The sequence below is a fragment of the Streptomyces sp. NPDC050485 genome, from assembly GCF_044458185.1.
GTDB lineage: Bacteria > Actinomycetota > Actinomycetes > Streptomycetales > Streptomycetaceae > Streptomyces.
Map to the genome: position 1 here is coordinate 210,946 of NZ_JBITHR010000001.1, position 17,866 is coordinate 228,811.

At 71.8% G+C, this 17,866-nt stretch carries 14 protein-coding genes; 4 read left to right on the forward strand and 10 right to left on the reverse strand.

Features of this window, described 5'->3' with window-relative positions:
* Positions 1-8 precede the first annotated feature (8 nt).
* The gene (locus ACIBK6_RS00985) at positions 9-596 is read left to right on the forward strand and encodes a two-component system response regulator (RefSeq protein ID WP_399047637.1); all 588 of its coding nucleotides are present in this window, start codon (positions 9-11) and stop codon (positions 594-596) included.
* Positions 597-616: 20 nt separating this feature from the next.
* On the opposite strand, the gene ACIBK6_RS00990 is transcribed toward ACIBK6_RS00985, so the two are convergent.
* The gene (locus tag ACIBK6_RS00990) at positions 617-2,500 is read right to left on the reverse strand and encodes an AMP-dependent synthetase/ligase (protein WP_399047638.1); all 1,884 of its coding nucleotides are present in this window, start codon (positions 2,498-2,500) and stop codon (positions 617-619) included.
* A 235-nt stretch (positions 2,501-2,735) separates the two neighbouring features.
* A complete protein-coding gene (lepA, locus tag ACIBK6_RS00995; protein WP_399047639.1) occupies positions 2,736-4,601 on the reverse strand; it encodes a translation elongation factor 4 in 1,866 nt (621 codons plus the stop codon).
* A 227-nt stretch (positions 4,602-4,828) separates the two neighbouring features.
* Between lepA and rpsT the strand changes: the two genes are divergently transcribed.
* On the forward strand, positions 4,829-5,095 hold the full coding sequence (gene rpsT / locus ACIBK6_RS01000) for a 30S ribosomal protein S20 (protein ID WP_399047641.1): 267 nt from the start codon (positions 4,829-4,831) through the stop codon (positions 5,093-5,095).
* A 190-nt stretch (positions 5,096-5,285) separates the two neighbouring features.
* Here the strand turns inward: rpsT and ACIBK6_RS01005 are convergent, their stop codons facing one another.
* The 4 genes from ACIBK6_RS01005 to ACIBK6_RS01020 all read right to left on the reverse strand — a co-directional run bounded on the left by ACIBK6_RS01005 (position 5,286) and on the right by ACIBK6_RS01020 (position 10,001).
* Complete coding sequence (locus ACIBK6_RS01005; protein ID WP_399047642.1) at positions 5,286-6,122, reverse strand: 4'-phosphopantetheinyl transferase family protein; 837 nt, start codon at positions 6,120-6,122, stop codon at positions 5,286-5,288.
* The gene (locus tag ACIBK6_RS01010; protein ID WP_399047644.1) at positions 6,119-7,852 is read right to left on the reverse strand and encodes an acyl-CoA dehydrogenase; all 1,734 of its coding nucleotides are present in this window, start codon (positions 7,850-7,852) and stop codon (positions 6,119-6,121) included. The genes ACIBK6_RS01005 and ACIBK6_RS01010 overlap by 4 nt, the downstream gene beginning before the upstream one ends.
* A 4-nt stretch (positions 7,853-7,856) precedes the next feature.
* Complete coding sequence (locus ACIBK6_RS01015; RefSeq protein ID WP_399047645.1) at positions 7,857-9,572, reverse strand: fatty acyl-AMP ligase; 1,716 nt, start codon at positions 9,570-9,572, stop codon at positions 7,857-7,859.
* A 99-nt stretch (positions 9,573-9,671) separates the two neighbouring features.
* Positions 9,672-10,001, reverse strand: coding sequence for a DUF6059 family protein (locus ACIBK6_RS01020; RefSeq protein WP_399047646.1), 330 nt, complete (start codon positions 9,999-10,001; stop codon positions 9,672-9,674).
* Positions 10,002-10,270: 269 nt separating this feature from the next.
* Between ACIBK6_RS01020 and ACIBK6_RS01025 the strand changes: the two genes are divergently transcribed.
* Positions 10,271-10,885 carry a DNA-binding response regulator gene (locus ACIBK6_RS01025; protein WP_399047647.1) on the forward strand — a complete coding sequence of 205 codons (615 nt, stop codon included), beginning with the start codon at positions 10,271-10,273 and terminating at the stop codon, positions 10,883-10,885.
* 135 nt (positions 10,886-11,020) lie between these two features.
* On the opposite strand, the gene ACIBK6_RS01030 is transcribed toward ACIBK6_RS01025, so the two are convergent.
* The 4 genes from ACIBK6_RS01030 to ACIBK6_RS01045 form a co-directional block, all read right to left on the reverse strand.
* Entirely contained in the window at positions 11,021-13,390 is a 2,370-nt protein-coding gene (locus ACIBK6_RS01030) for a sensor histidine kinase (RefSeq protein WP_399047649.1), read from the reverse strand.
* Between the two features lie 95 nt (positions 13,391-13,485).
* Positions 13,486-14,130, reverse strand: a complete 645-nt coding sequence (locus ACIBK6_RS01035; RefSeq protein ID WP_399047650.1) for a hypothetical protein — start codon at positions 14,128-14,130, stop codon at positions 13,486-13,488.
* Between the two features lie 55 nt (positions 14,131-14,185).
* Positions 14,186-16,480: a TOMM precursor leader peptide-binding protein gene (locus ACIBK6_RS01040; RefSeq protein ID WP_399047651.1), complete on the reverse strand. Its 2,295-nt coding sequence runs from the start codon at positions 16,478-16,480 to the stop codon at positions 14,186-14,188.
* Positions 16,480-16,641 (reverse strand): hypothetical protein, encoded by a 162-nt coding sequence (locus tag ACIBK6_RS01045; RefSeq protein WP_399047652.1) that lies wholly within the window; start codon positions 16,639-16,641, stop codon positions 16,480-16,482. The genes ACIBK6_RS01040 and ACIBK6_RS01045 overlap by 1 nt, the downstream gene beginning before the upstream one ends.
* Before the next feature lie 286 nt (positions 16,642-16,927).
* Here ACIBK6_RS01045 and ACIBK6_RS01050 point away from each other — a divergent pair, with 286 nt between their 5' ends.
* Complete coding sequence (locus tag ACIBK6_RS01050) at positions 16,928-17,746, forward strand: BTAD domain-containing putative transcriptional regulator (protein WP_399047653.1); 819 nt, start codon at positions 16,928-16,930, stop codon at positions 17,744-17,746.
* Positions 17,747-17,866: the final 120 nt, after the last annotated feature.

A 17,866-nucleotide genomic window follows, 5' to 3' on the forward strand; every position in this document is an offset into this window, starting at 1 on the left:
ACCCCGTCATGAGCACAGCGGCACGACCGTCCGGCGACCGGGCGAGCATCCTCCTGGTCGACGACATGGAGGACAACCTGATCGCCCTGGAAGCGGTCCTCGGCCCCCTTAACGAGCCGCTGGTTCGGGCGCGTTCGGGCGAGGAGGCGATGAAGGCACTGCTGCGGCAGAAGTTCGCGGTGGTGCTGCTCGACGTGCGGATGCCGGGCATGGACGGGTTCGAGACCGCGTCCAACATCAAACGGCTCGACCAGACGAAGGACGTGCCGATCATCTTCCTGACCGGTACGGATGCCGACAACGGGTATGCGTTCCGCGGGTACGCCACGGGTGCGGCGGACTTCCTCACCAAGCCCTTCGACCCCTGGGTGCTGCGCGCCAAGGTCAACGTCTTCCTCGATCTGCACCGCAAGAACCGCCAGTTGGAGCGGCTGCTCGCGCAGGAGCAGAAGCAGCTGAGCCGGATCGCCGACCGCCTCGGCCTGATCGAGACGGAGCTGTCCCGCGAGGGGCCGGGCGACATGAGAGACGTACGCCGCCAACTGGCCGGCGTGGAGGAGGTGTTGAGGGAGCTGAGATGCGGCCGGGAACGCTGAGCCCGGCCGCGTCACACCTCCTACGCCTCGCGGGAGCCCGCGTACATCTCCTCGATCAGCGGGCGGTACTCGCGCTCCACCACCGGCCGCTTCAGCTTCAGGCTGGGCGTCAGCTCGCCGTGCTCCACGTCCAGATCGCGCGGCAGGAGCCGGAACTTCTTGATCGTCTGCCAGCGCTGGAGCCCCTCGTTGAGGCGGGCCACGTAGCCGTCGATGAGCTCGACCGTGCGGGGGGCCGCCACGACGTCGGCGTACGAACCCTTGATGCCCTGTTCCTTGGCCCAGCCGAGGATGGTCGGCTCGTCCAGGGCGATCAGCGCGGTGCAGAAGTTCCGGTCGGCGCCGTGCACCAGGATGTTGGAGACGAACGGGCAGACCGCCTTGAACTGGCCCTCGACCTCGGCCGGCGCGATGTACTTGCCGCCGGAGGTCTTGATGAGGTCCTTCTTGCGGTCGGTGATGCGCAGATAGCCGTCGGCGGACAGCTCGCCGATGTCGCCGGTGTGGAACCAGCCGTCGGACTCCAGGACCTCGGCGGTCTTCTCGGGCAGCCCGTGGTAGCCCTGCATGATGCCGGGGCTGCGCAGCAGGATCTCGCCGTCGTCCGCGATCCGCACCTCGGTGCCGGGCAGCGGCTTGCCGACGGTGCCGGTGCGGTAGGCCTCGCCCGGGTTGACGAAGGAGGCGGCCGAGGACTCGGTGAGACCGTAGCCCTCCAGGATGTGGATGCCGGCGCCGGAGAAGAAGAAGCCGATCTCGGGCGCGAGCGCCGCCGAGCCGGAGACACAGGCCCGCAGCCGCCCGCCGAACGCCTCGCGGATCTTGCTGTAGACCAGCGCGTCCGCGACCTTGTGCTTGGCAGCGAGCGCGAACGGCGCCCCGGGCCGCCCGGTGCGGCGGAAGTTGTCCTGGCTGACCTTCGCGTACTCGCGGGCCACCCCGGCCGCCCACTGGAAGATCTTGTACTTGGCCCCGCCGCCTTCCCGGGCCCGGCCCGCGACGCCGTTGTAGACCTTCTCGAAGATGCGGGGCACCGCGGCCATGTAGGTCGGCTGGACGACCGGCAGATTCTCGATGATCTTGTCGATCCGGCCGTCGACCGCCGTCACATGGCCGACCTCGATCTGGCCGGAGGTGAGGACCTTGCCGAAGACATGGGCGAGCGGCAGCCACAGGTACTGCACGTCGTCGGCGGTGACCAGACCGGTCGCGGCGATCGCCTTCGCCATGTACGACCAGTTGTCGTGCGGCAGCCGTACGCCCTTGGGCCGGCCGGTGGTGCCGGAGGTGTAGATGAGGGTGGCGAGCTGGTCGGCGGTGATGGCCGCGACGCGCTCCTTGACCGCCTCGGGGTTCTTCTCCAGGTGGGCGGCGCCTCGCGCCTCCAGCTCGGCGAGGCTGAGCACCCAGCCCTGAGGGTCGTCCTCGGCGGGCTCGACGCCGGCCGGGTCGAGGACCACGACGTGCTTCAGGCTCGGCAGCTCGGCGCGGCGCTCGCGGGCCTTGGCCAGCTGGGCGGCGTCCTCCGCGATCAGGACCCGGCTCTCGGAGTCGGCCAGGATGAACGCCGACTCCTCGGCGTTGGTGGAGGGGTAGATCGTGGTCGTGGCGGCGCCCGCGCACATCACCCCGAGGTCGGCCAGGATCCACTCGACGCGGGTGGAGGAGGAGAGCGCGACCCGCTCCTCGGCGCTTACGCCCAGGTCGATCAGGCCAGCGGCGACGGCGTAGACCCGCTCGGCGGCCTGCGCCCAGCTCAGCGACTTCCATTCGTCGGGCGCCCGGCCCGCGCCCGGAACCGGGTAGCGGTAGGCCTCCGCGTCCGGCGTGGCGTCCACGCGCTGGACGAAGAGGGTCGCCACGGACGGCGGCCGGTTCTCGATCAAGGTCTGTGTGTCGCTCACGACGTCCTCCGGGCTGGCCTGCGGCAAGGCTGCACGACTGCTGGTTGTCCGAGTGCTCTGGCTTGTCCGATGCTTGTTTAACTGGCCAGTAACTACCGGGCCGTGATCAGAGTAGAGCGCCGTCGCCCGGCGCGTAAGGGGCAACGGAGAGTGGTTTCATAACGAACGGACCCCCGCGCGAAGGCGCGGGGGTCCGTTGTGGCGGTGGTGCGAAGAGCCGGTGATCGAGGGCGTACTACTTCTTCTTGCCGCCCGACTCGTCGCTGGAGAGCACCGCGATGAAGGCCTCCTGGGGGACCTCCACGGAGCCCACCATCTTCATCCGCTTCTTGCCCTCCTTCTGCTTCTCAAGGAGCTTGCGCTTGCGGGAGATGTCACCGCCGTAGCACTTGGCGAGGACGTCCTTGCGGATGGCGCGGATCGTCTCGCGGGCGATGACCCGGGAGCCGATGGCGGCCTGGATGGGCACCTCGAAGGCCTGCCGCGGGATGAGCTCGCGCAGCTTGGCGACGAGCCGCACACCGTAGGCGTACGCCGCGTCCTTGTGCGTGACGGCGGAGAAGGCGTCGACCTTGTCGCCGTGCAGCAGGATGTCGACCTTGACCAGGCTCGCGGCCTGCTCGCCGGTGGGCTCGTAGTCGAGCGAGGCGTACCCGCGCGTCTTGGACTTCAGCTGGTCGAAGAAGTCGAAGACGATCTCGGCGAGCGGCAGGGTGTAGCGGATCTCGACCCGGTCCTCGGAGAGGTAGTCCATGCCGAGCAGGGTGCCGCGGCGGGTCTGGCAGAGCTCCATGATCGAGCCGATGAACTCGCTGGGCGCGAGGATCGTGGCCCGCACGACGGGCTCGAACACGTCCGAGATCTTGCCCTCGGGGAACTCGCTCGGGTTGGTGACCGTGACCTCCTTGCCGTCCTCCAGGACGACCCGGTAGACCACGTTGGGGGCGGTCGCGATGAGGTCGAGGCCGAACTCCCGCTCCAGGCGCTCGCGGATCACGTCCAGGTGCAGGAGGCCGAGGAAGCCGACGCGGAAGCCGAAGCCGAGGGCTGCCGAGGTCTCCGGCTCGTACACCAGGGCGGCGTCGTTGAGCTGGAGCTTGTCGAGGGCCTCACGCAGGTCCGGGTAGTCCGAGCCGTCCAGCGGATACAGACCGGAGAAGACCATCGGCTTCGGGTCCTTGTAGCCGCCGAGGGCCTCGGTCGCGCCGTTGTGCAGGCTGGTGATGGTGTCACCGACCTTGGACTGACGGACGTCCTTCACGCCGGTGATGATGTAGCCCACCTCGCCGACGCCGATGCCGTCGGCCGGGGTCATCTCCGGGGACGAGACGCCGATCTCCAGGAGCTCGTGGGTGGCGCCGGTCGACATCATGCGGATGCGCTCGCGCTTGTTGAGCTGGCCGTCCACCACACGGACGTAGGTGACGACACCGCGGTACGAGTCGTAGACCGAGTCGAAGATCATCGCGCGGGCGGGCGCGTCGGCGACGCCGACCGGGGCGGGCACGTCGCGGACCACGCGGTTCAGGAGCGCGTCCACGCCGACACCGGTCTTCGCCGAGACCTTGAGCACGTCCTCCGGCCGGCAGCCGATGAGGTTGGCGAGCTCCTCGGAGAACTTCTCGGGCTGGGCGGCCGGCAGGTCGATCTTGTTGAGGACGGGAACGATGGTGAGGTCGTTCTCCATGGCCAGGTACAGGTTGGCCAGCGTCTGCGCCTCGATGCCCTGGGCGGCGTCGACCAGCAGGACGGTGCCCTCGCAGGCGGCGAGTGAGCGCGAGACCTCGTACGTGAAGTCCACGTGGCCCGGGGTGTCGATCATGTTCAGGATGTGGGCCCGGCCCTGGTCGGGGCCCTCGGTGGGGGCCCACGGCAGCCGGACCGCCTGGCTCTTGATCGTGATGCCGCGCTCGCGCTCGATGTCCATCCGGTCGAGGTACTGGGAGCGCATCTGCCGCTGGTCGACCACGCCGGTCAGCTGGAGCATCCGGTCGGCAAGGGTCGACTTGCCGTGGTCGATGTGCGCGATGATGCAGAAGTTGCGGATCAGCGCCGGGTCGGTACGGCTCGGCTCGGGCACGTTGGGAGGAGTCGCGGGCACGCAGGGTCCTGATTCTTGAGACGCGCGGTCGAATCGCGGCGTCTCGTCTCGGGTCGACGACGGTTCGATACGTAAGTAGCAGTCTCTATCGTCCCACGCCTGCGGGCCTGTGCTCGGTTTGGGCTGGTCGGGAGGTGACTGGTAACGTGGACAGCTGTGTCTCGTCACCCTCTCGGCGGCAGGGCACAACTCAAGATCTAAATCATCGAACCTGCAAAGGCTCTTTCGTGGCGAACATCAAGTCCCAGATCAAGCGGAACAAGACGAACGAGAAGGCGCGCCTGCGCAACAAGGCCGTCAAGTCCTCGCTCAAGACCGCGATCCGCAAGGCTCGCGAGGCCGTCGCGGCCGGTGACCTCGAGAAGGCCACCGTGGCCACTCGCGAGGCCTCCAAGAAGCTCGACAAGGCCGTCAGCAAGGGTGTCATCCACAAGAACGCCGCCGCCAACAAGAAGTCGGCGCTGGCGCTCAAGGTGGCCGGCCTCCAGGGCTGAGACCAACCGCTTCATCTGATCGACCCGCCCGACGGGACCCAGCGGCCCCTCTACCGCTCCCGGACGGCAGCTCAGTGCCGCGCGCGGACGCGTTCGCCACGCGGGCGCGGCGCTATCCAGAAGTAACGCGAAGGCCCCGTTCCCGTCCTTCCCCAGGACGGAACGGGGCCTTTGTGCTGCCCGCGGCCGTTCAGCGGTGGGCGCGGCCGACCAGGTCCACGACCTCGCCGAGGAAGCCCTCGTCCAGCATGGTCGAGACCGCCGTGTCGCCCTCGTCCTCAAGGCCCGCGTCATGACAGGCCACGCCCACCAGATAGCCGCCGTCGAGCTCGAAGGTGGCGAACGCCCACTCGCCGTGCGAGGCGGGCTCGCCCTGCGGGGTGAGCAGGGTGGTGGCCTCCGGGTCGAAGCCGAACTGGGTGAAACCCATCCGCATGCCCTGCCCGAGCGCCTTGGTGTACGCCTCCTTCAGCGTCCAGGTGCGCACCAGGCGGCGCTGCTGCTCGGCCTCGTCCAGGGCGCCGAGCCAGCGGCGCTCGGCGGGGGTGCACAGGTGGCGCTGGACCGCGGAGTACTGGATGCGGCGGCCGGCCAGCTCGGTGTCGACGCCGACCCGGCCGCGCCGGTTGAGCCCCACCACCAGGAGGTCCCGGGTGTGACTGAGGCTGACCTCGATCTGGTCGCAGCCGCGCAGATAGGGGCGGCCGCCCGCCTTGGAGGCGAGCTCGACGGTCTCGGGCGGGGTCTGCAGGGCCGCGCCCGCGGCGTATTTGACAAGCAGCCGCGATGCCGCGAAGCGGTCGCGGGCCTCGGGTTCCTGGAGGGCGTTGAGGCGCTGCCAGTCGCGGGCGCCGAGCAGGGGACGCAGCTGGGGGTCGGCGACGGCGGCCGGCAGCCAGTCCCGCCAGCTCGCGTGGACCACCACATGGCCGTGCCAGGCCATCGACTGCCGCACCCGGCTCCAGGGGCTGTCCGGTCCCGGCATCAGAAGGGGTTCGGCGATGCCGGTCCTGGTGAGGGGGCTCATGGGGTACCTGCTTCCGCCAGAGGCGCGTCGTGAAGATCGAAACTGCGGCCGGCCCGAAAGCGCGCCAGCAGCTCCTCCGCGACCCGGTCGACGCAGTCCGGCGGCAGCGGAGGAAGGGTGAGGCCGAGGCGCCGCCCGTAGCGGTGCAGGGCGAGCATCAGCCAGGCGGGGTCGGCGAGGAACGTGCCGGTGTGGCGGTGGCGCTCCCAGGTGGCGAGGGCGGCGCCGGCCGCGGACAGCACGGAGTGCCGGTCGGCGAGCGCGGCGGTGGCGGGGCTCAAGAGCGCGGCCCGGTCGCCGGGTTCGATCAGGAGGCAGGCCTCGCGCACGGCGAGCAGATCGGCGTGGAAGGCGGCGGCCGTCGCGGAGAGCACGTCGCCGTACGCACCCGGCTCGCCGGAGTCGGCAAGCCGGGCGGCGCAGGCGGTCAGGGAGGCGGCCAGGAAGTCGCCGCCGCCCGCGACTTCGAGGCCGCCGAGGTCGAGGTGCGGCACGGGTTCGCCGGTACCGAACAGGGCGGCGGGCGGTTCGGCCTCCCGGCCCCAGAACTGCCGCGCCAGGAGCGGGAGTTGGGGGATCACCACGGCCTGGCAGGAAGCGGTCCCGGCGTGGCCGAGCCCGGCGGCGGGCAGATCGCGGAGCAGTTTGCCGAGCATGCCCTGGTCGGTGTCGCGGCTGTAGCCGCCGGCGCCGAGCACGGTGGCCAGCTCCTCCAGGTCGTCCCGGAGCAGATCCGGTACGAGGTATTTGAGTCCGGCGGCGGCCAGATGGGCGGCGCCGGGCAGCAGGGACAGCGCGCGCAGCACGGCGGTGGCCATGCTGTCGCCCGCGAGCAGATCGGCGAACACCCCGGCGAGCACCCCGCGTTGACGCCTTCCCACGGTGCCGGTGGCGAGCGCGGCGCGCACCGCCGCGCGCAGCACGGTGTCCACGGAGGCGAGCACCGCGCCGGTGATCAGGGTGCGGTTGAGCTGGAACGTACGCAGCGACAGGCGTACGCCCGCGCCGAGTTCGCCGACCAGGGCATCGCCGGGTACCGGGCACGCGTCGAACTCGTACCCGGCGAAGCGGCAGCCGCGCAGGCCCGTGGTGGGGCGGCGGGGCAGCAACCGCACGCCGTCGGGCGGCAGTCGGTCCGGGTCGAGGAGGAACACGGAGTGCGACGCGGGGCCGGGGGCGGGGTCGGTGCGGACGTAGGCGACGACGGCGCCCGCGCGTTCGGCGTTGATGACGACGTCCTTGCGACCGTCCAGGACATGGCCGCCCGAGTACTGCATGGCGGTGAGTTCGCCGCGCAGCATCGCGGTGCCGTGGGCCAGCGAGCGGTGCACGATGGCCGCGCGGCCGCCCGAGGCGAGCAGGCGCGCCACGCTCGCGCGCTGGCCCGGCGACCCGGCGGCGAACACCGGGGCGGCCGCGAACAGCGAGGTGATGCCGTAGCCGAAGGCGAGGGCGACATCGCGGCGGAAGACCGGCCGCAGCATCCGCATCAGCTGGTCGGCGTCGTGCAGCCGGCCGCCGAGCGCGACCGGCACCAGCTCGGCGCCGAAGCCCTCCTCGTCGAGCAACTCCTCTGCGGCGGCGAGCAGTTCGCCGTCGCCGTCGGCGGCGAGCAGGGCCCGGAAGCCCAGTGGGTTCGCCGGGTCGCAGGGGTCGCCGAAGCGGAATTCGAGCCGCTCGGCGCGGTGGCGTACCTCCGGGTCGGCGGCCCGGACGGCGGTGTCGGGCATGGGCTCAGCCTCCTTCCGGGGCGTACGGGGGCGCCGACGCGTACAGCGGGCGCAGTTCGCCGCGCAGATAGAGCTCGCGCATCAGTGAGCGGCGGACCTTGCCGCTGGTGGTGCGGCGCACGGTGCCGGGGCGGACCAGGACCACTGGGCCGAGCCGGGCGCCGAACTCCTCGTGCAGGCAGCCGCGTACCCGTTCGGCGAGGTCGGCGAGCTGGCCGCGGCTCCAGCCGGCGCCGCGGATCTCCTGGATGGCGACGATCTCCTCGCGTTCGGCGGGCGCGGAGAGCACCACGGCGGAGCCGAACGGGGCGCCGGACCGGGCGAGTTGGCGCTCGGCCTCCTGCGGGTGCAGGGTGCGGCCGTCCACCAGGAGGGCGTCCTTGATGCGGCCGGTGAGGTACAGCTCGCCGTCGCGCAGCGCGCCGAGGTCGCCGGTGCGCAGGAAGCCGCGTTCGCCCGACGCGGTGGCGTGGCCGAAGACAGCGGCGCTCTCCAGGGGGCGGCGCCAGTACCCGGCGGCCACCGCTTCGCCGCGCACCCAGATCTCGCCGACGGATCCGTCCGGCAGCACGGCCGAGCTGTCCGGGTCGACGATGCGTACGGTGACGCCGGTCGCGGGTCCGCAGCCGACCAGGGTGCGCACCGGGCGGCCCGGCTCGGGCGCGGCCAGCTGGCCGCGCTCAAGTCCTTCGGCACCCAACACCGCTTCTGTGGGCGAACGTTGACCGGTGAGGCTGACCAGGAGGGTGGCCTCGGCGAGCCCGTATCCGGCGGCGAGCGCGCCGGGGCGCAGGCCCGCGGCGGCGAAGCGCCGGGCGAAGGCGGCGAGGGTGACGGCGGAGACGGGTTCGGAGGCGTTGACGGCGGTGGCAAGGGCGCTGAGGTCGAGTTCCGCGAGGTCGTCGTCGGTGACGGCGGCGAGGCAGCGGGCGTACGCGGAGTCGGGGGCGGCGGTGACGGTGACGCGGTGCCGGGCCACCTCGTGCAGCCAGCGCATGGGGGCGGCCGCGAACAGGCGCTGGGGCATGAGGACGGCGGTGGCGCCGAGCCAGAGCGGATGCAGCAGCTGGCCGATCAGGCCGAGGTCGTGGTGGAGCGGGAGCCAGCCGCCGACGCGCGCGTTCTCATCGGTGCCGAGCGCGCCGCGCAGCGACTCCATGGTGGCGAGGAGGTTGGCGTGGGTGACCTGGACGCCGCGCGGGGCGGCGGTCGATCCGGAGGTGTACTGGATGAGCGCGGTGTCACCGGCGTCCACGGCGGGCGGCTGCCAGTCGGCGCCGTCGTCGGGCAGGCAGTCGACGGCGAGGCACACCACCGAGGACCGGCCGGCGTCGGCGAGGCGGCGGGAGAGTTCGGGGGCGTGTGCGGACTCGGTGAGCACGATCGCGGCATCGGTCTCGGCGGCGATCGCGGCGGTGCGTTCGGCGGCGGCCCGCGAGCTCTCCGGGGGCGGCACGGGCACGGCGACCCCGCCCGCGTACAGGCAGCCGATGAGCGCGGCGACGGTGTGCGGGCCGCCGTCCATGGAGATCAGCACGGGCGTGCCGGCCGCGCGGCGGCGCAGCAGCGCGGCCGCGACGGACCTGGCCCGCGCGTCGAGTTCCCGGTAGGTGCGCCGGCCGGGGTCGCCGTCACCGTCCAGGCAGAGCAGAGCGGTCTCGGCGGCTCTGTCGGCGAACCGCGCCGCCAGTGCGTGCGTGAAGCTCCTCGCTGGGGTCATCCTCTGCTCCCTGGTGCTCGGACGGATGGTCGGTCCTCCCACTCTGCGCGTCGGCCCTTGACGGGTACTTGAAGATCAACTGTTGGGGCGGCGGACCGCTCATCCCCTGGGTCCCGGCACCTCGCTCAGCAGGTCCTGCAGGAGCGACAGCTCCTGGCGGGTGAGCGGGACGTCGGGGCGCAGCCGCTCGGGGTGGCCCGGCGGCGGGCCGTCCGCGTCGGTGCGCAGCATCAGGCGGAACCCGCTGTCGAGCGAGCGCAGCCGGGCCCTGTTGCCGTCGGCCGCGGTCAGATACATGTCGACACCGCCGTGGATCATGAGGGCCTCGCCCACGGGTCGCAGCCAGCGGCCGACGAAGCGGCGCCACGTGCCCTTCGGGCGACGGCCGGAGCCGTCGCCCGGAACATCCGGGTTCGTCCGGAGGGCCATGTCAGAGAACCCCTTCCGAGCTGCAACGTCCGTTCATGTCCATGCCACCTCTCCCTTCGCCCCGGCCGCCGGGACGGCGCCGGGGTGGAGGGAGGATGGGAGCGGCCACTTGAGCGGTGGTCGGGCGCTGGCTGAAAGGCGCCGGTGCGAGGGCGCTCGTACCGGTCCGGAAACGGCATGTGCCGGATTCGTCTCAGCCCGGGATCTTGGCCGCGTCCTATTGCATAATCGCTGGAACCGACCCTTGATCCAGCACAACGGGGGGCACCATGGTGCGAGTTCTGATCGCCGAAGACATGCATATGCTGCGCAAGGCATTGGTGTCACTCATTGAACTGGAGCCCGATCTCGAAGTGGTCGCGGAGCTGTCGTCGGGTACGGACATCGTGCCGACCGCGATGGCCATGCGGCCGGATGTCGCCGTCCTGGACATCGATCTGCCCGGCACCGACGGCATCACCGCCGCCGCCGGACTGCACACCTCGGTGCCGGAGTGCCGCACGCTGATCCTCACCAGCCTCGGCAGACCCGGCAACCTCAGACGGGCGCTGGCCGCGCACGTCTCGGGTTTCCTGCCGAAGGACTCGGATCCGGACAGCCTCTGCGCCGCGATCCGCCAGGTGGCCTCGGGCGAGCGCGTGATCGATCCGCAACTGGCCCTCGCCACCCTCGACTCCGGCCCCTCCCCCCTGACCGACCGCGAGCAGGAAGTGCTCCAGCTCGCCTCGGAGGGCATGGAGGCCGCCCAGATCGCCACCCGGCTGCACCTGTCGTCCGGCACCGTACGGAACTATCTGACCTCGGCCGTCAGCAAACTCAACGCGCGTAACCGCGTCGACGCGATCCGCCTCGCGCGCGAAGCGGGGTGGCTGCACTCGGTCTGAGGACCGGGGCCGGGGCTGCCGCCACAGTCCCGGACAAAACGTTTCTCCGCCGACCTCGCCACGGCGCCCCAGCCGTGCCCGGTACGGGCCCTCAGTGCTGCCCGGCACGCGCCCCCAGCCCGCTCGTAACGTCCCTCACGCCGCGAGCAGTTCGACCTCGGCCTTCAGCTCGAACCAGCCGTCCGGCCGCGGCCCCGCCATCAGCCGGCCGTTCACCGCGTTGACCCGGGTGGTCAGATTGCCTATGCCGCTGCCCCCGTCGGCCTTGGAGTCGAGGCCGGGCGCGGCGCAGCCGTCCACGCCGTCGTTGACGAGCGTGAGGCACACCCCGGCCGCGGTGCGCTGCGCGGTGATCTTGCAGTGTGCGGCCCTGCTGTGCCGCAGCATGTTGGTCAGGCCCTCGCGCAGCATGGTGGCGAGCACGGTGTCCACGTCGCCGGGCAGCTCTCCGCAGTCGGTGTCCACGGTGGCCCGGATGCCCACTCCGGCCAGCATCGCGGTGGCGTTCGCCGCCTCCGCGGTGAGGCTCATCCGCTGCCGCCCGTCGGCCACCGTGCGGACGTCGGCGAGCGCCTGCCGGGCGATCTGGAGCACCTCGGTGAGTTCCTCCTGCGCCTGCACCGGCCTGGTCTTCGCGAGGCGGCGTACCAGCTCGCACTTGAGGGTGATCGCGGAGAGGCTGAAGCCGAGCAGGTCGTGCAGGTCGCGGGCGAAGCGCAGGCGTTCGGTGGTCACCGCGAGCCGGGCGATCTCGGTGCGCGAGCGGTGCAGTTCGGAGGCGAGCTGCGCCATGCGGGAGAGGCCGAAGACGACGAGGGCGCAGATCGGGGTGTACGCGGTCTCGTAGATGACGTCCTGGAGCGGCACCCCGGACGCGTACAGCGCGGCGTCGCTGGCCGCGGTGACGATCAGCAGCGCCGGCCAGGCGGCCACCGCGGGCAGCACCAGGAGCGCGGAGCCCGCCAGGAATCCGGGGATGCCCGGCCAGGCGCGGCCGAAGGCCAGGAAGGGCAGGAACTGGAACACCACCTGGAGGCCGAGCGCCCCGTACCGCAGTCGCGAGCGGTAGCGCGCAGCCCAGGAGAACCGCCAGTGGAAGGACTCGGTCAGCTGGAGCGCGAGGAGGGCGAGCAGGCACAGCTCCACGCCTTTGGGGAAGCCGCCCGCCGGGGCGAAGGACCAGCCTTCCGCCGAGCAGGCCAGGAAGTAGCCGACCAGCACCGCGAGGGTGATCGCGCCGGCGTCCCGGGGCGCCACGTGCAGGTGGCCCGCCCCGCGGGGCCGGGCCGCCGGCGGCTGCTCCGGGTCGTCCGCGCAGACCGCGGCGGGCGACGGGCCGGCCGCCGGTTCGCCGGAGTCGGGCAGCCCGACGGTGACGCACAGCCGGAACCAGCCGTCGTCGGCGCGGTGGGCGAGCGTGCCGCCGACGAGCCGGACCCGCTCGTCGAGCGCGGCGAGCCCGCCGTCCGGGCCGCCCTTGGGCTGCCGTCCGGAGCGGACTCCGTCATTGGCCAGCGTGAAGGCGACGTCGCGCCCCCGGCGTTCGACCGTGATCAGGCACTGTTCGGCCTTGCTGTGCCGCAGCAGGTTGGTCAGGCCCTCGCGCAGCACCGTGGCCAGCATGGTGTCCACCGCGCCCGGCAGTTCGTGGCGGTCGAGGTGCACGGTGGTACGGATGCCGGCCGCCCTGAGCATCGAGACGGCCGTGTCCGCCTCGCCCCACAGGGACATCTCCCGGTAGCCGCGGCTGACCGAACGCACATCGGCGAGCGCCTTGCGCGACGTACCCAGAATCTCGGTCAGCTCCTCCTGCGCCTTCGCCGGGGCGTCGGTGAACAGGCGGTAGACGAGCTCGCACTTGAGGGTGATCGCGGAGAGGCTGAAGCCCAGCACGTCGTGGAGATCACGGGCGAACCGCAGCCGCTCGGCGGCCACGGCCAAGCGCGAGAGCTCGGCCCGGGAGCGGTGCAGCTGGCTGATCATCTCCGACATCCGGGAGAGCCCGATGAGGACGAGCGGGATGAGGATCGCCTCGACGCTGGCGTAGACGACATCGCCCCAGGCGAGCCCGTAGTGGTGGAACTCCACGACATCCGCGGCGATCACGGTGGAGAACAGCGCCCAGCCCGTCACGGTCGGAAACACCAGCACCGCCGACGCGGCGAGGAACTCCGACATTCCTCCCCAGGCCTCGCCGAACAGGGCCAGCGGCAGATAGGTGGGCAGGATCTGGAACGCCCAGGCCGCATACCGCACTTGGGTGAGCCGGGGAAAGAGCCGCGGGAAGGAATGGCCGAGTTGCAACCCCATGATCGCGGCGAAGGCGAGCAGGGCGGCCGCGCTCTCCCACACCGGTGGCCGCTGCGCCCAGACGAACGAGCCGTCGATGACGAAGAAACCGACCAGCACCACCGCGGTGATGGCTATCGCCTTTTGCGGCGGTAGCTCCTGACTGGCGGCGTCGGCGGATTCCCCATCCACCGAGCCGACCGTTGCTGCATTCACATGTCCCCCATGGTTCAACGGTGCCCGGTCAGAAGCACGTCTCGGACCGGATCATAGGTAATCCAGCGCCCGGATCTGTAGTGCTCGACCGGTTCTCACAGACGGGCACCGCCCGTCACGTCGTGGACGGCCAGCATTCCGGCGGCCGCCGTATACGACCGGGCCGCCCGCACCACCGCCTGGGGCAGCGAATCGTTGAACGGTGACCGAAAATCGCTGTACGCGCCCTGCAAATGGAGGAGCAGCCGGGCGGCGTCCGGTCCGTGCAGCTCCACCCGGTGGTCACAGCCCTCGTACGCGAGCACCGGATCGCGTCCCGGCCTGCGCAGCACCACGTCCATGGGCAGCCGGTGTTCGGCGCCGGGGGCGACCGGCGGCGGACGGAACCTGGCGGCCGGCGACAGCGGGACCACACTCAGCAGCGGCGAGGCGCCGATCGCCAAGTGGCGCACGATGACGTGCTGGAGAGGGTCCAGGGCGTCGAGCAGCTCGCGCGACGCGTCGTTCCACTCCCCATCGGGCACCTCGTACCCCGGGAAGCCGGGCACCACATTGCCCAGCGACACCGGGCCGAGCTCCATCCGGTACAGCGCCTCGCGCAGCAGCGGCCCCGGGCGCTCCAGGCGCAGCTCCCCCCAGGGTGTGCGCAGCAGCGTGTCCTGGCCGGGCAGGACCGTGACGTCCTCGCGCAGCGACCAGAACTCGCTCAGTTCACGGGCCGCGAGGCGGTCGATACGCATGACAGGGGGTCCTTCCACCGGCAGGGTGTGGTGTTCGCGTGCGGGGTGCGGGCGCTCAGAGGAAGAGCGGGACGGGGTTGAGGTTCTCGTACGGGGTCGGCGCGGCCAGTCGGCCGAGCTGTACGGGGACGTCAAAGAGGCGTCCGGGGGCGTAGCGGGCCCAGTGCGGGCGCAGTCCCGGCACCACCACCCTGACCACCGGCAGGCCCACGTCGGGCCGGGTCTGGTCGAGGACGAGCAGTTCCATCGACTTGCTCCCCAGGAGCGCCACGACGGCCTCGATGTCCTCACGCAGATCGTCGCGCGCGGTGCAGGGGTGGGTGGCGGGGCCGGTCGGCGGGACGTCGGCGGGGAGCAGGTAGGGGTGGTCCTCGACGGTGGCCGTGCGCAGCCACTCGCGGACGTCGGCGTCGTCGGTGGCCGCGCGGGACACGCTGCCGTCGGGCGCCACCACGTGCGGCATCATCTGGTTGAGCTCGGTCAGGGCGCGGCGGAGCGCGATCGCCGCGTCGAAGTGGGCGCCGAAGCCGAACATGATGTGCTGCGCCTGCCCCGGTTCGGCGCCGGTACGCCGCGACAGTGCGGCAAGGACCGGGATGCCGAGGTCGGCGGTCAGGTCGAGCACCCACACCTCGCGGTCCAACGAGGCGTGTACGCGGCGCAGTTCGGTGATCCACGGGTCGTCGAAGGCGTCGAGGTCCACGGCGGGGTGGCGGGTGCGGTTGTACCACCACAGGGCGAGCGCGTCGCGTTCCACGAGTTCCAGGAAGCCCTGGAGCACGGCGTCCTCCAGGGTGCCTCCCGCGGCGGTGCCGTTGGAGGTGGCCAGGCACGTGGCGGCGCCGGGCGGCTGGGGCACGCCGTAGTAGAGCAGCGCGGTCGGCAGCAGCTTGTGCCGCTGTTCGGTCACCGACCACAGCGGCGTCCAGTCGGTCGGCGTCTCCTCCTCGAAGGGCTCGGCGACACGCTGGAAGGGGGCGTGGTGCGCGTTCCAGTCGGCGCGACGGGTGAACTGCCGCTCGTCGTAGAGCTGGACGGTGTCGGGGTGGACGGCGTCGGCGGCCAGTTCGCGGTAGCTGCCGCGGACGGTGGCCTCGCCGCCCTCGACGTGGCCCGAGTGGCGTTCGAGGGCTTCGGCCAGCGCGCTGACCCTGGCCTGGATCTCGGTGGCGCCCTTGCCGCCGCAGGAGGCGCGCAGTCCGCCCCGGATGGCGCCGATGCCCTGGGCGCCCGCGGCCGGGTTGAGGCCCGCGGAGAAGGAGTTGAAGAACTCGGGGCCGCACTCGTTGCGGGTGATGCCGCGTACCAGGCCGGTGACCGGGTCCATCAAGTGGCCGAAGCGGTCCAGGAGTTGGCGCGGGGTGAGGCTGCGGTGGCCGTTGCCGCCGGTGTCCCGCTTGATACGGGAGCGCAGCACCACCGGCGCCGTCACCTGGGCTGCGGCCATGCCGGGCTCGCCGCAGGTGGCGCACTGCGGGCGGCGTACGACGGGGTGGAGCCCGCCGGTGAGGGTGAGTCCGTCGAGCGTGCGCAGCGCCCGCTGGCTCGAATGCCGGTAGCCGGAGAGCCACTTGGCGGCTTCGAGGCCGGCCAGCTGGAGGGCGGCGAGCCGGGCCGCGGGCAGCGTGCAGGAGGGCCGGGGCACCGGCCCCGAGCGGCCCAGCATGCGCTGGACATGGGCCTCCACCGGGCGCGACCGCCACAGGCGTTCGGCCAGGCAGGACCAGCAGGGCCCGTCCACCTCGCCGAAGAAGGGGCCGATCCACAGCTCGGTGCCCTCGGTCTTCACCGGCAGCCAGCGCCGTCCGGCCGCCCGGAACTCGGCGTCGACGACGGCGAGCGCGGGGTCGAGGTAGTCGTCGCAGAGGACCACCGTGAGGGCGGCCGTCCGCTCTGCGCCGGCCGGCGGCGCCGCGAGTCCGGCGGCGATCAGGCACCCGGCCAGTTCGGCGGCGTCACCGCCGCCGACCGCGAGCGCCGAAACCGTCTGGTGCGTACGGGAGTCGAGCGCTTCGGCGCCGTCCAGACCGGCCGCCTCCCAGTAGGCCTGCTCGGCCGACTCACTGGGGGCGAGCGGGCGTTCGCCGCGGCCCCGGAGCAGTCCGGCGCCGGTCAGCCGGGACACCAGCCGGGCGGCCTGCCCGGCGGGCAGCGCGTCCGCGGCGTCTGAGGCTATCCGCTCCAGGGGTCTGGTGCCGTCCAGGAGCGGGGCGAGGCGGGCTATCTGCTCGCCGTGCAGTGCGGTCACCCGCTGGTCGGAGATCAGGTACACCGCCTCACCGGGCACCTGCTCGACCCGCAGGTGCGGCTTGAACCCGACGAGCGGGGCGGCGGCCCGCGCGGCCCCCATCAGGCAGCGAGGCGAGCGGCGTCGACGGCCGAGACCTGACCCTGCGCGGCGAACCAGCAAGGCAGCGCGGGGGCCAGGAGGTTGGCGCACATCTGCTGTCCGAACTCCTCGATCACCAGGTCGTCGTTGCCGGACACGGGGCGGCTGATGTTCGCGTTCATGAGGGGCATCCCTTGACTAGCGGTCGGATGAGGGGCCTTGTCACTCGGCGCTCGACTTCTGGTCGGGCCGACGTCCAGAACTCTGCCGGGTCGGCCGAATTCGACCCAGTGCCGCCGTCACGGGATGCCCATGAAACTTTCATATGTGTGACCGGGACACGCACATGCCGGGTTCAGGAGACCGGCACTGCCGCAAAACCGGCCGGGATGACAGTTTTTGAGGGTGCTTGGAGCCGGGTCCGAAATCCATCGGGTCATCCGGCAGATCCGACCCCGGAGGAATCCCGTGGAGATCAAGGTTCTCGGTCCGCTCATGGCCGAATCGGGCGGCACGTCGGTCGTCCCGAGTGCCGGCAAGCCCCGGCAGATACTGGCGCTGCTCTCGGTGTACGCCAACCAGGTCATGCCCGTGCCGACGCTGATGGAGGAGATCTGGGGCGCCGACATGCCCCGCAGCGCGCTCACCACCCTGCAGACGTACATCCTGCAACTGCGCCGCCTCCTCGCGAACGCGCTCGGCCCGGACAGCCCCTACACCGCCCGTGAGGTCCTGGCCACCCGGCACGGCGGCTACCTCCTCGACGTCACGCCGGGCGCGGTCGACGTGCACGAGTACGACCGTCTGGTGGCCACCGGACGCGGCGCCGCCGAGCGCGGTGACGACGAGAGCGCCGCCGCGCTCTACCGCGAGGCGCTCGGCATGTGGCGCGGACCGGCGCTGGTGGACGTGCGGCTCGGCCCGCTCCTGGAGATCGAGCTCGTACGCCTCGAAGAGAGCCGGCTCGGTGTTCTGGAGCAGCGGATCGACTCCGATCTGCGGCTCGGCCGGCACATGCAACTCCTCGCCGAACTCACCTCTCTGACGGCACGTCACCCCCTGCACGAGGGGCTGCACGCCCAGTGCATGGTGGCGCTGTACCGGTCCGGCCGGCAGTGGCAGGCGCTGGACGTGTTCCAGAACCTGCGGCGCGGGCTCGCCGACGAGCTGGGCCTGGACCCCTCGGTGCGGCTCCAGCAGCTGCACCGCGCGGTGCTCGCCGGTGACCCGGCGCTCGACTCGCACCTGGCCGGGCGCCGCCCGGTGCTCGACCTCTTCGCCGCCTGAGCGGCGCACGGGCGGCACCGACCGCCCGGCGGCAACGCGTCCGGACCCCGCCCTCTCCCCCCACAGGGCGGGGTCCGACGCGTGCGCGGCTCCATCCGGCCTCCAGTCGGTGGCCGCACA